This window comes from Cohnella thailandensis (assembly GCF_014212135.1).
In the GTDB taxonomy this organism is placed as follows: domain Bacteria; phylum Bacillota; class Bacilli; order Paenibacillales; family Paenibacillaceae; genus Cohnella; species Cohnella thailandensis.
Map to the genome: position 1 here is coordinate 318,552 of NZ_JACJVQ010000017.1, position 12,860 is coordinate 331,411.

The 12,860-nt window shown below is 59.7% G+C and carries 11 protein-coding genes; 9 read left to right on the top strand and 2 right to left on the bottom strand.

Features of this window, described 5'->3' with window-relative positions; all coding sequences use genetic code 11:
* The first annotated feature begins 91 nt into the window (after nucleotides 1–91).
* From pyrF to H7B67_RS19690, 9 genes are all read left to right on the top strand, one after another.
* The gene (pyrF, locus tag H7B67_RS19650; protein WP_185121677.1) at nucleotides 92–844 is read left to right on the top strand and encodes an orotidine-5'-phosphate decarboxylase; all 753 of its coding nucleotides are present in this window, start codon (nucleotides 92–94) and stop codon (nucleotides 842–844) included.
* Entirely contained in the window at nucleotides 831–1,478 is a 648-nt protein-coding gene (gene pyrE / locus H7B67_RS19655) for an orotate phosphoribosyltransferase (RefSeq protein WP_185121556.1), read from the top strand. The genes pyrF and pyrE overlap by 14 nt, the downstream gene beginning before the upstream one ends.
* Nucleotides 1,479–2,288: 810 nt before the next feature.
* Nucleotides 2,289–3,440 carry an FMNH2-dependent alkanesulfonate monooxygenase gene (gene ssuD, locus H7B67_RS19660; RefSeq protein ID WP_185121557.1) on the top strand — a complete coding sequence of 384 codons (1,152 nt, stop codon included), beginning with the start codon at nucleotides 2,289–2,291 and terminating at the stop codon, nucleotides 3,438–3,440.
* 12 nt (nucleotides 3,441–3,452) lie between these two features.
* Entirely contained in the window at nucleotides 3,453–4,226 is a 774-nt protein-coding gene (locus tag H7B67_RS19665) for an ABC transporter permease subunit (protein WP_185121558.1), read from the top strand.
* A gap of 31 nt (nucleotides 4,227–4,257) precedes the next feature.
* A complete protein-coding gene (locus H7B67_RS19670; RefSeq protein WP_185121559.1) occupies nucleotides 4,258–5,286 on the top strand; it encodes a taurine ABC transporter substrate-binding protein in 1,029 nt (342 codons plus the stop codon).
* Nucleotides 5,287–5,310: 24 nt separating this feature from the next.
* Nucleotides 5,311–6,129, top strand: coding sequence for an ABC transporter ATP-binding protein (locus H7B67_RS19675; protein ID WP_185121560.1), 819 nt, complete (start codon nucleotides 5,311–5,313; stop codon nucleotides 6,127–6,129).
* A 151-nt stretch (nucleotides 6,130–6,280) separates the two neighbouring features.
* Complete coding sequence (locus H7B67_RS19680) at nucleotides 6,281–6,520, top strand: hypothetical protein (RefSeq protein ID WP_185121561.1); 240 nt, start codon at nucleotides 6,281–6,283, stop codon at nucleotides 6,518–6,520.
* Nucleotides 6,521–6,692: 172 nt separating this feature from the next.
* Nucleotides 6,693–7,679 carry a nucleoside hydrolase gene (locus H7B67_RS19685; RefSeq protein WP_185121562.1) on the top strand — a complete coding sequence of 329 codons (987 nt, stop codon included), beginning with the start codon at nucleotides 6,693–6,695 and terminating at the stop codon, nucleotides 7,677–7,679.
* Between the two features lie 119 nt (nucleotides 7,680–7,798).
* Nucleotides 7,799–9,418 (top strand): S-layer homology domain-containing protein, encoded by a 1,620-nt coding sequence (locus tag H7B67_RS19690; RefSeq protein WP_185121563.1) that lies wholly within the window; start codon nucleotides 7,799–7,801, stop codon nucleotides 9,416–9,418.
* A gap of 4 nt (nucleotides 9,419–9,422) precedes the next feature.
* On the opposite strand, the gene nagZ is transcribed toward H7B67_RS19690, so the two are convergent.
* Nucleotides 9,423–10,769 carry a beta-N-acetylhexosaminidase gene (gene nagZ / locus H7B67_RS19695; RefSeq protein ID WP_185121564.1) on the bottom strand — a complete coding sequence of 449 codons (1,347 nt, stop codon included), beginning with the start codon at nucleotides 10,767–10,769 and terminating at the stop codon, nucleotides 9,423–9,425.
* Between the two features lie 158 nt (nucleotides 10,770–10,927).
* Nucleotides 10,928–12,592 (bottom strand): glutamine--tRNA ligase/YqeY domain fusion protein, encoded by a 1,665-nt coding sequence (locus tag H7B67_RS19700; protein WP_185121678.1) that lies wholly within the window; start codon nucleotides 12,590–12,592, stop codon nucleotides 10,928–10,930.
* Nucleotides 12,593–12,860: the final 268 nt, after the last annotated feature.

Here is a 12,860-nt window from a genome sequence, read left to right on the forward strand (position 1 = left end):
CATGCCCGGTCTCCTCCGCGCAAGCGGATGGGGCCCGGGCTTCTGTATGAATAGATCGATATAAAGATTAAAGGAGCGGGCACAATTGACGATGACGAAGCTAACGCCGGAGCAAGCAGCCGCGAAAGTAATGGTAGCCTTGGACAAGCCGGACCGAAGCGCCGCTCTGCAGCTCGCCGAGCAGCTTCAAGGCACAGGCTGCTGGGCGAAGGTGGGAATGGAGCTCTTCTATGCGGCCGGACAGGATATCGTCCGGGAACTGAAGGCTCGCGGCTTCCGGGTATTCCTCGACCTGAAGATGCACGACATTCCCAATACGGTCAGGGGAGGAGCGCGCAGCATCGCCAAACTCGGAGTAGACATGTTCAACGTCCATGCCGCAGGCGGCGCCGCCATGATGAGAGCCGCCGTTCAAGGCGTTCAGGACGCGCTCGATGCGGGCGAAACGGCAACCAAGCCTCTTATCATCGGAGTTACTCAGCTCACGAGCACGAATTTGACGACCTTGAATGAAGAGATCGGCATTCCGGGCACGGTAGAGGAGGCCGTTCTTCGCTACGCCCGATTGACGAAGGAAGCCGGCCTCGACGGCGTCGTCGCTTCTCCGCTGGAAGTCGGCGCGATCAAAGCCGCCTGCGGCGCCTCGTTCCTCACGGTCACTCCGGGCATCCGCCCGAAAGGCGCCGATGTCGGCGACCAGCAGCGCATCACCACGCCTTCCGATGCGGTCAAGGGCGGCACCGACTATCTCGTCATCGGCCGTCCGATTACGGGAGCAGCCGATCCGGCTGCCGCACTTCAAACGATACTTAAGGAGATGAGCTCTTCCTATGACGACCGTTAAACTCGACCGGCTTCCTGCCGAGATTGCCAAAGGCTTGCTCAGCATCAACGCCGTTGCCCTGCGCCCGCAGGAGTCGTTCACGTGGACTTCGGGCATCAAGTCGCCGATCTACTGCGATAACCGTCTCACGATGTCGTATCCGGCTATCCGGGACTTGATCGCGGAAGGCTTCGCGACCATTATCCGCGAGAAGTATCCGGACTGCCAAGCGGTAGCCGGCATCGCAACCGGCGGAATCCCGCACGCCGCATGGGTAGCGCAGAAGCTGAACCTGCCGATGCTGTACGTCCGCGACAAGGCGAAGGGACACGGCAAGACGAACCAAATCGAGGGCCACTTCGAGCCGGGGCAAAAAGTCGTCCTGATCGAAGACTTGATCTCCACCGGCGGCAGTTCCCTGAAGGCGGCGGTAGCCGTCCGCGAAGCCGGCTGCGAGGTGCAAGGCGTCGTCGCCATCTTCACCTATCAGTTCCAGAACGCGCTGGATGCGTTCGCCGCGGAGAACATTCCTCTCGATACGCTATCCAACTATTCGGCGCTCATCAAAGTTGCCGTGGAATCCGGAGCGATCCGCGAGGAGGACGTCGCCCGGCTTCAAGCTTGGCGCGAGAATCCGTCCGCTTACGGCGTATAACGATCCATCGTCCTCGTCCTCGGAAAGGTCGCCTTTGCGGCCCTTCCGGGGACTTTTTTATAGTCGCTTGACGCCACGGTACCTTCATCGAACTTACGGTTTGCCTTTCCTTATGTCGCCTCTCCCGTTCGCTCAGGAAATGATCGGACGCCCAAACAAGGACCGCCTCCTAAGCGCGCCGGAAAATAGAGGTTCTCTATCTGAAGACTAGATGCCCCTCAAGGCGGATACTCCATGAACTTCTTCTCCTGACGCCATCGCACAGACACGATATCCCTGACGTGATTTTTCCTCATTTTGATCCCCATCTCACCTTAACTTACGCTCCTTAACTCACGCTTCTTATCTGGCGCTTCTTATCTCATGCTCCTTATTTATGGTCACCCTCTCATGGTCACCCTCTCATGGTCCCAACCTCATGCTCTCTATCCGATGCTCTCTATCTTATGCTCTCTATCTCATGCCTCTATCTCAGATTTCCCGCTCGTGCTCCCTCTTTCTTGATCGTCTTATTGCGAACGGTTCCTGAGCGGAGGGGAGAAGCGCGATAGCGATCCCGATCCGATAGCTCGAATGGTAGTTGGGACGAAAATGTTAAAATCCAATTGACATACTTGGTATTATTCGGTACGATAAGTCGCGAGAAGCAAACTTACGCGTTTCGATCCTCGAGGGATCGATCATAACCGGATACCCCGAAGAGTCGACCGGATCGCCGGAGATTCAACGACAGCCGAACAGCCCTTTCCCCGCGGGCGGCACTCGGCTTGACGTTGGATCTTTTTATTTTGCCCAAAGGGGAGTTCAGTCATGGAATTGTTCTGGTTTATTCCGACTTACGGCGACGGGCGCCACATCGGCACGAGCCGAGGCGCCCGCCAGCTATCGCCGGCCTATCTGCGCCAAGTCGCGGTCGCGGCCGACGATCTCGGTTACGAAGGAGTGCTGCTTCCGACCGGAAGATCGTGCGAGGACGCTTGGGTGACCGCATCGTCTCTTATACCGGTCACCCGGAGACTGAAGTTTCTGGTCGCGGTGAGGCCTGGCCTGATGAGCCCGACGCTGGCGGCGCGCATGGCTTCGACGTTCGATCGGACGTCGGAGGGAAGGCTGCTTATCAACGTCGTCGCGGGCGGCGATCCCGAGGAGCTTGAAGCGGACGGCGTCTTCCTCGGACATGACGAGCGCTACGAGCTGACGGACGAATTCCTCCACGTTTGGCGCAAGGTTCTGGGCCGGGAAGAAGTGACGCTGTATGGCGATCATTTGCGAGTCAAAGGGGCTCGGGTGTTCTACCCTCCCGAGCAGTCGCCTTACCCGCCGCTTTACTTCGGCGGCTCCTCGCCGAAGGCGATCGACGTCGCGGCGAAGCATTGCGACGTGTACTTAACGTGGGGGGAGCCTCCCGCGCAGGTGGAGAAGAAGCTGGAGTTCGTGCGCAAGCGGGCGGCGGCCGAAGGCCGGGAAATGACGTTCGGCATCCGGCTGCACGTGATCGTGAGGGAGACGGAACGCGAAGCGTGGGCGGCCGCCGACGACCTCATCCGGCATCTGGACGACGACACGATCGCGAAGGCGCAGCAGGTGTACGCGAGGATGGACTCGCACGGGCAGCGTCGCATGACCGAGCTGCACGGCGGCAGCCGGAGCAACCTCGTCGTCTCGCCGAATTTGTGGGCGGGAATCGGACTCGCGCGCGGAGGAGCGGGGACGGCATTGGTCGGAGACCCCGAGACGGTCGCCAAGCGGTTCAAGGAGTATGCCGAGCTTGGGATCGAGAAGTTCATTCTGTCCGGCTATCCTCATTTGGAGGAAGCTTATCGCGTGGCCGAGCTTCTTTTCCCTTTGCTGCCGTTGACGCGCGACGGAAGCGGAGCCAAGCCGTCCGGGTCGACCGCCGGATATATCCGCAACCCGGGAGAAATCGTGGCGTACGAACATCTCCCTTCGGCCGGGAAATAAGGCGGGGCGTTCATGCGAATCCGATCTTGGAACGGCTGGTTGTCGCTGCTGTCCGTCTTCCTGCTGCTGAGTCTCTGGTGGCTGTCGACCGCGTTGAACTGGGTCAATCCGCTGTTCGTTCCGTCTCCGCAGAAGGTGTGGGGGGCTTTCGTCGACATTTGCCGCGAAGGCTATAAAGGCAGCCCGCTCGCCAGCCACATCGGCGAAAGCCTGAAACGGCTCGCCCTTGCGTTCTTCTTGGCGATCGTAACGGCGATTCCGCTCGGCCTGGCCAGCGGGTATTCTCCGAAGGTGCGCGCGCTGATCGACCCGCTTATCGAATTCTATCGCCCCTTGCCTCCGTTAGCTTACTACACGCTGCTCGTCCTCTGGCTAGGGATCGGCGACGCTTCCAAGATCGCGTTGCTCTTTTTGGCGGCTTTCGCGCCGCTCTATATTGCCGTCGTAGCCGGCGTAGCCCGCATTCCGAGAGACCGCATCCTGGCGGCCCGGTCTCTCGGGGCCAGCCGCGGCAAAGCGTTCCTGTACGTCATCTTCCCGTCTTGCCTTCCCGACATCTTCACCGGCATCCGCACGGCGATGGGAATGACGTATACGACCTTGGTCGCCGCGGAGATGGTCGCCGCCGTGTCCGGCATGGGGTGGATGGTGCTCGACGCCAGCAAGTTCCTGCGGAGCGACGTCATCTTCGTCGGCATTCTTCTGATGGGTTTGATCGCGGTTCTGCTGGATCTGCTCGTTCGCTGGCTGGCGAAGACGCAGGTGCCGTGGAACGGCAAGGAATAAGTTCCAACAATGAAAAGGGAGAGGTCCAATCATGGCTCAAAAAAGAAAATTCAAGCGGACGGCACTCATACTGGCGGCATCCTTCGGGCTCGGATTGACGGCGTGCGGCAACGACCATTCGGAGAGCGGAAGCCTTCCGAAGGAGGTGACGATCGGTTACCAGGTGATCCCGAACGCGGAGCTGCTCGTCAAAGCGCAAGGACTCGCGGAGAAGAAGTTCCCGGACGTCAAGATCAACTGGAAGCAATTCGATTCCGGCCGGGACGTCAACACGGCCGTCGCGGCGGGCAGCGTCGATCTCGGGCTGGCGGGCTCCGTCCCGGTATCGATCGGGATCTCGAACAAGCTGCCGTACGAAGTGTATTTCCTGCACGATATTATCGGCGAAGCCGAATCGCTTGCCGTTCGCGACAGCGCGAACATCAAATCCGCAAAGGATCTCGTCGGCAAAAAGGTAGCGACGCCGTTCGGCTCCACCTCGCACTTCAGCCTTCTGTCCGCGCTTAAGCTCGAAGGAGTGGATCCGGCGCAGGTGACCATCCTAGACCTGCAGCCTCAGGATATTCTGGCCGCCTGGCAGCGCAAGGACATCGACGCCGCGTTCGTCTGGAATCCGACGCTGGCGAAGCTGACCCAGGACGGAGGCGGCATTATCGTTACCGCGCAAGAGCTGTCGGAGAAAGGCGCCATCACGGCCGACGTCGGAGTCGTACGCACGAAGTTCGCGGAGGATTATCCGGACTTCGTGAAGCAGTACGTCGGCGTTCTCGACGAGGCCGTCAAGCTGTATCGCGACAAGCCGGAAGAGGCGGCGAAGGCGCTCGCTCCGCTGCTCAGCACGGATGAGGCGGACGCGCTCGCTCAAACCAAACAGCTTGTCTGGCTGACGTCGAAGGAACAGCAGGACGCCAAGTACCTCGGCAGCAAGCCGGAAGAAAGCGGCTTCGCGAAGGTACTTAAGGAGACCGGCCAATTCCTGGCCGACCAGAAGCTGATCGAGGCGGTTCCGGAGCTGAAAGACTACCAAGCCGCCATTTATCAAGAATCGTTGAACCCATAATCGTACCGAACGGCGGGTGAATCCATGAGGGCTATCGGGTTAACGGAATCTTATGACGCTTCTCCTTCCACAGAGGATGGGGAGCGTCTGGTCTCTATCGAGGAGGTATCGCTCGTTTACGGAAGAGGCAAGAAGGAGAAGGAAGTGCTGAGGAATGTCAGCCTGGAGCTCCGGGAGCGGGAATTCGTCTGCGTGCTCGGGGCATCCGGCTGCGGCAAAACGTCGCTGCTCCGCCTTATCGCGGGATACGAGCAGCCTTCATCCGGACGCGTGAGAGTACTCGGGCGGGAGAAGGCGGAGCCGCGCCCGGAAGTCGGCGTCGTGTTCCAGCACGCTAACCTGTTCCCTTGGCTGTCGATACGACGGAACGCCGAATTCGGCCTTCGGATGCAGGGAGTCGGCCGTGCGGAGAGGCGGGAGCGGGCGGAGGAAGCGGTGCGCCGGGTCGGCCTTGGCGACGCCGAGGATAAGCTTCCATTCGAGTTGTCCGGCGGGATGAAGCAGAGGGCGGCCATCGCGCGTACGCTTGCCGCTTCGCCTAGAATTATCCTGATGGACGAACCGTTCGGGGCGCTGGACGCGATCACGCGCGAGAACCTGCAGCAGCAGCTTCGCCGGCTTTGGCTCGCTTCCCGGCAGGCGATCTTCTTCATCACGCACGACGTAGACGAAGCGCTTCTGCTGGCGACGCGCGTCGTCGTCCTCGGCGGATCGCCCGGCTCCGTCGCCGTCGACGCGCCGAATCCGCTATACTCCGAGGAAGAGTCGACGGCCGAGCTCCGCAAGCGCCAAGAATACGGCAAACTGCGCGAGCAGCTTGTCGAATCGCTGAAGCACGCATGACAGAATAGTAGTAGTAGGACCGCCCGGCAAGGCGGTCTTTGTCGCCTTTTCCCCGCCGCTGCCTTGATGCCTATTTGTCCCTCCTGTTTGAACCTTTCGTTCTCCGGGGAATAGGATGAAACGATAGTCAAGGATGAAAGGATAGATCGCGATGCATCAGCTATTAGAGAATTTATGGAACGTAACGGACGATCTCCTCTATCGGGTTCGGATTTACGACCGCAATCTTGCTTATTCGGATGAAATCGTAAAGATGGATGAACTTCATCGTAAAATAGACAGTTTGCGGGTATCGGACGATGAGCGGCTCCTCGCGTTCGGGGTCGATAAGCTCAAGGAGATGAGGTCCCGCCTGCTGACGATGATGGAGGACCTGCTGTTTACCGCCTGATGGAGAAGCTTATCCTCGCAATCACCCTTGAAGACGGTCCTTAGCGGTCTGGACGACACAGACCCAAGGGCCGTTTTGCGTTGCCTAGGCCATTCGCTTGACGAGCCCATGGGAGAAACCGATATACTGTAAGGGCGGCTTTTCAAGAAATGAGCATCGACGGAGGATTAGCATGAACTTTCAAAAACGTTTAATCATCGATACGGATACGGCGGGGGACGACGTCACGTCGATTCTGTTCGGCTTGCTCTGGCCCGGGGTCAAGGTGGAAGCGATCACGACGGTGATGGGGAACATTCCGGTCGGCCAGTGCACGATAAACGCGCTGACGACGGTCGAGCATGCGGGACGGAGCGGGGAGGTGCCCGTGTTCGAAGGCTGCGATCGACCGCTGCTGAGGCCGCTCGTGCAAGCGGCTTACGTGCACGGAGCGGACGGAATGGGCGAGACGAACTTCCCGCTGCCTAGGCAGAAGGCGGAAACGGAGCATGCGGCAAACGCCATCGTCCGGCTGCTGAACGAATATCCGGGCGAGCTGGAGATCGTGGCGCACGGACCGCTGACCAATCTGGCCGTCGCCTATATGCTGGATCCGTCCATCGTACATAAGGTGAAAAAAGTATGGGTTATGGGAGGCTCCTGCCACTTCCGCGGGAATATCACTTCTACGGCGGAATTCAACTTCTACGTGGATCCCGAGGCGGCGCAAATGGTGTTCCAAGCCGGCTTCCCGATCGCGATGGTCGGCTGGGACGTATGCGTCCGCTACGCGCTGGTGGGAGGGGAGGATCTGGAGAAGCTGAAGCGAATAGATACCGAGGTCTCCAGGTTCTACCACCAGGTCAACCGCAAAGCGCTGGAGTTCAACCTGGCGAACGGCCTGGAGGGCGTGACGCATCCGGATTCCGTGACTATCGCGATGTGCATCCGGCCGGAGCTGATCTTGAAGTCGGGTCATTACCCGGTGGAGATCGAATGCCATAGCGAAGCGAATCGGGGGTTCAGCGCGGTGGACACGAGACCTGCACCGGAGAACACGCCGGCCTGGAGCGGAGAACGCCCGCGTTCGGAGGTCGTGCTGGAGAGCGATTACCGGGAATTCTATCGCATGCTGACCGCCATGCTCAGCGGCGACTTCAGCGAATTCGCGGCGCCATAATATCGGAAGGCTCCGCGGACAATGCCGCGGAGCCTTCCTTTTGCCAAAACTTGCGTGTCTACCAGAACCCCGCGATTTGATAGGATGATACTATCCTATTAAATCGAGGTGCTTGTTCCTTGAGATTCGCTCGTAGTCGCCGCGTCCTTCTGCCTCTAATCGCGGCGTTAACCTTTGGCGCAGGCAGCCTGCCGACCGCCCCCGATGCCGCTTCCGCGGCTTCTTCCTTGCCCTTCGACGATATTTCCGCCAGCTATGCCAAAGACGACATTACCGCTCTCGCCGCCAAAGGAATCGTAGGCGGAACGGGCGAACGGCTCTATGAGCCCGGCAAGCCGGTGACGAGAGCGGAGTTCGCGGCCGTGCTCATCCGGCTGTTCGGCCTGGAAGAGACGAACAATGCGATCGCCTCTTTCCGGGACGCGAAGCCTTCCGACTGGTTCTACGGGGCGGTCCAAGCGGCATCCAATCTGGAGCTTGTCGCCGGAACGAGCGCAACGGCATTTCAGCCTAAGGCTTCGATCACGAGAGAGCAAGCGGCCGTCATTCTGGCGCGGGGGCTCGGGCTGAGCGCGAACGGCACCTCGGCTGTCCGCTTCCCGGATGTCGGCTCGATCTCCGACTATGCGAAAGCTTCCGTGCAGGCGGCTTCCCAAGCTGGTCTGCTGAAAGGCGACGGGAACGGGAATTTCCGGCCGACGGCTATATTGACCCGTGCGGAGATCGCGGTCGTGTTCCACCGAATCCTGCAAACCGCCGATTGGGAGAGCCGGTTCGGCGCGACCGCTTCCGCCATGCCGCAGCTCGGCTGGCAATACCAGCAGACGCTCGCCGAGTACAAGGCCAGCATCTCCCGCTCCTCGGTCAATACCTTGGTTCCCCGCGTGTTTTTCCTCGATTCCGCTTCTGCCATCACCGACAATACGGACTCGGCTCTGCTAAGCTGGGCGAATACGAGCGGCAAGCAAGTGTGGGGCATGTTCGGCAACCGTTTCGACGCGGATAGGACCCATGCGATGCTGAGCAGCCAGGCGAACCGCCAGAAGATCGTGTCGCAAGCCGCCGCTCTCGTCGTTAAGCACGGAATGGACGGCCTTAATCTCGACTTCGAGAACGTGTACGGAGAAGACCGCGATTCGATGACTTTGTTCGTAGAAGAACTGGCGGCGGCACTGCATAAGTCGGGCGCCGTGCTGTCGGTCAACGTCTCCCCCGATTTGGGGACGGACTGGACGGAAGCGTTCCAATACGAGGCGATCGGGGAATCGGCGGACTACGTCGTTCTGATGGCCTACGACGAGCACTGGGGCGGCTCTCCCGTGGCGGGCTCGGTGTCGTCGCTGCCTTGGTTGAAATCGGGCTTGAATACGCTGCTGCGCGAAGTCCCGGCCGAAAAAACGATAGTGGCGCTTCCCTTATACACGAGAGACTGGACGATAGAGCCCGCTGTGAGTTCGACGGAGCTTGAGATCGGCGAGCAGAACGAGCTCATCCGATCGCTCGCGTCCGCGTCCAAAGCGTGGGATTCCTCGGTCGGCCAATACGTGTTCGCCTACGCCAAGGGGCAAACGACGCACCGGATTTGGACGGAAGAAAGCCGCTCCCTGACCGCGAAAGTACGCGAATCGTTAAAGCTGGGAGCGGCAGGCTTCGCTTATTGGTACATCAGCGCCGATTCGGCGGACGTATGGCCGAGTATCCGCAACGCGATTAAATATGAGTCGTTCGGCTTCGATTGATCGGTTAGCCCTGCAAGGAAGACCGCCAAGCTTTGATGTCGCTGTTCAGCTCGGCCAGGTCGGGAACGGCCGTGTCCTCGTCCTTAAGCGCGTACTCGCTTTTAAGCCGAAGAATGCGGTAGACGCTCTCGTCGATTCTCGACTCGTCCAGCTTGCCGCTCTCGACCGCTTGCAGGAGAGAGTCGCGAACGGTCTTCATCTTATCGTAGCCATGGGCGACGAGCAGGACGTCGCAGCCGGCTTCCACGGCCTCGACGGCCGCTTCTTTAAGCGTATAGTTCTTCGCGATGGCTCCCATCGTCAGATCGTCGGTCATGACGACGCCGTCGTAACCCATTTTGTCCCGCAGCCAGTGTCCGACAAGCTCCCCGGAGAGGGAGGCGGGCTTATCCGGATCCAGCTTCGGGTACAGGATGTGGGCGACCATGATCGCTTCGACGCCGTTCTCGATGGCCTTCTCGAACGGAATCCATTCCAGCTTGGCGAGCTCCTCGGCCGTCTTGTCGACGACGGGCAGATCGAGGTGCGAGTCGACGGAGGTGTCGCCATGGCCGGGAAAATGCTTCGCCACCGGGATCACGCCGCCCTCGCGCAGCCCCTTGAGCTCCGCGGTTCCGAAGTAGGCGACCAGGGTTGGCGAGCTGCCGAAGGAACGCGATCCGATGACGGGATTGTCCGGGTTGCTGTTCACGTCCAGCACGGGAGCGAAGTCGAGATTGAAGCCGGCGGAGAGCAGCTCCCGCGCAAGGAGACGGCCCATCTCGCCGGCGAGACGGTCCTCCTTGGCCGCGCCAACGACTTCATTGGCCGGAATGTCCTCGTAGCTGTCCGGAAGCCGGCTGACCTTGCCTCCTTCCTGATCGACGCTCATGAAGAGGGGAATCGAGTAGTCCCGATTGGCCTTCTTAAGCGAGTTGATGAGGGAGACGGTACTCTTGAGCGTGCCGACGTTGCGGGAGTATAAAATAATCCCGCCGACATGGGAATCGGCGATCATCGAACGTCCTTCGGCGTCGAGAGTCTTGCCGTCGATGCCCGCGATCAGCATTTGACCTATCTTCTCCGATAGGGTAAGCCGCTTCACCTGATCCGCGATGGGATCGTCGATCCCGGTAGGCGAGGAGGACGGCGACGGCGTCGGCGAAGGGGACGCGGGATCGGACGGAGCGGGCGAGATCTCCGGCGGGACAGGCGTCTCCGTCCCGGCCTGGGACGGAGACGCGGACGACGGCTGGCTCGGCTCGCCGGTGGGAGCCGTGCCTCCGGAGCCGTTGCCGCATCCTCCCAAGACCAGCAGCACGGCTATGGCTAACAGCGTCCATCGGCAATGGATGCTTCGTTTCGTATTCATGCTTGGCATTCCTCCTTTATACGAAGGATAAGACGGTACAGCCTGCCTTCAGGTTCATTCTGGCCCTTATCGGGCCGTTTGTCGCCCGATTCGACAAAGAAAGCTCCGTTCCCCGCGGCCAAGCCGAAGGGGAGCGGAGCTTTCTTGCTATAAGATGGTTATGCTTTGGGAACCTCGAACGAGCTCTTGAGCGACACGATCCGGTTGAACACCGGACGGCCCGGCTCGCTGAGCTTCGAATCCACGTTGAAGTAACCGTGCCGGAAGAACTGGAACTTGTCTTGAGCGACCGCGCCCTTCATGCCCGGCTCGACGAAGCCCTGCAGCGTCTCGAGCGAATTCGGGTTGATTCGCTCCAGGAAGGAGGTGTCCTCGTCGTCGTCCTCGTCGTTGATAAGAGGCTCGAAGAGGCGGAACTCCGCCGGAACGGCTTGGGAAGCCTCGACCCAATGGATCGTTCCCTTGACCTTGCGGCCGGTGAAGCCGGAGCCGCTCTTCGTCTCGGGGTCGTACGTGCAGCGAAGCTCGACGACTTCGCCCGCTTCGTTCTTGACGACTTCCTCGCACTTGATGAAGTATGCGTGCTTCAGACGCACCTCGTTGCCCGGGAACAAGCGGAAGTACTTCGGCGGAGGCGTCTCCATGAAGTCGTCCTGCTCGATGTAGATCTCGCGGGAGAACGGGATTTGGCGGTTGCCCAGCTCTTCGTTCTCCGAGTTGTTCTCGGCTTCCAGCCACTCGACTTGGCCTTCCGGGTAGTTCGTGATGACGACCTTCAGCGGGCGAAGGACGGCCATCGTGCGGGGCGCCTTCAGCTTCAGGTCCTCGCGGATGAAGTGCTCGAGCATCCGCTCGTCGACGACGCCGTAGCTCTTCGCGACTCCGATCTCGCGGCAGAACGCGCGGATCGCTTCCGGCGTGTAGCCTTTGCGACGGAGGCCGGAGATCGTCGGCATGCGCGGATCGTCCCAGCCGTCGACGACCTTCTCGTCGACGAGCGCCTTCAGCTTCCGCTTGCTCATCACGGTGTTCGTGATGTTCAGGCGGTTGAACTCGTATTGGCGGGGCGTCGCTTCCATCTCGCATTGCTCGACGACCCAATCGTAGAACGGCCGTTGGTCCTCGAACTCCAGCGTGCAGATCGAGTGGGTCACTCCCTCGATGGCGTCCTCGAGCGGATGGGCGAAGGCATACATCGGATAGATGACCCAAGCGTCCCCGGTATTATGATGATGAGCGTGGACGATCCGGTAAATGACCGGGTCGCGCATGTTGATGTTCGGAGACGACATGTCGATCTTCGCCCGAAGCACCTTTTCCCCGTTGCCGAATTCGCCCTTCTTCATCCGTTCGAACAGCTCGAGGTTCTCCTCCACGGTGCGGTCCCGGTACGGGCTGTTCCTTCCCGGCTCGCTCAGCGTGCCGCGGTTCTCGCGAATCTGATCGGCCGTTTGGTCGTCGACGTATGCGAGTCCCTTGCGAATGAGAAGAAGAGCGCGCTCGTACATTTGCCCGAAGTAGTCGGACGCGAAGAAGAGTCCGTCCCACTCGAAGCCGAGCCACTTGACGTCCTGCTTGATCGATTCGACGTATTCGACGTCTTCCTTGACGGGGTTGGTATCGTCGAAGCGCAGATTGGTCCGGCCTTTGAATTCGTCGGCCAGCTCGAAGTTGAGGCAGATCGACTTGGCATGTCCGATATGCAGATAGCCGTTGGGCTCCGGCGGGAAACGGGTCACGACCTCGGTCACGCGCCCGGCCGCGAGATCCTCCACGACGATGTTTCTAATAAAGTTGTTAGATGATGCCGTTTTGCTCTCCAATCCGACCAACCTTTCTCGCGTAAAACTTGTTATTTCTTCATCATACACAAAATATCCCTCCCTTATAAAGAGGGAGCGAAAAAAAACAGGCGCTCTGCCGTATTCCGCCTGCGATTGAAGGCGCTTTCTGAGAAAAATGCCGAAATCCTTCTCATGTTTCTCATAAAATATACCTAAAGCCGTAACTTTTTCCCGGATTGGATCGTTAATATTGTTGGAAGTGCAACTGGAAGAGGGAGGGAATTCGGATGCTCGCTTGGAAGCCGCG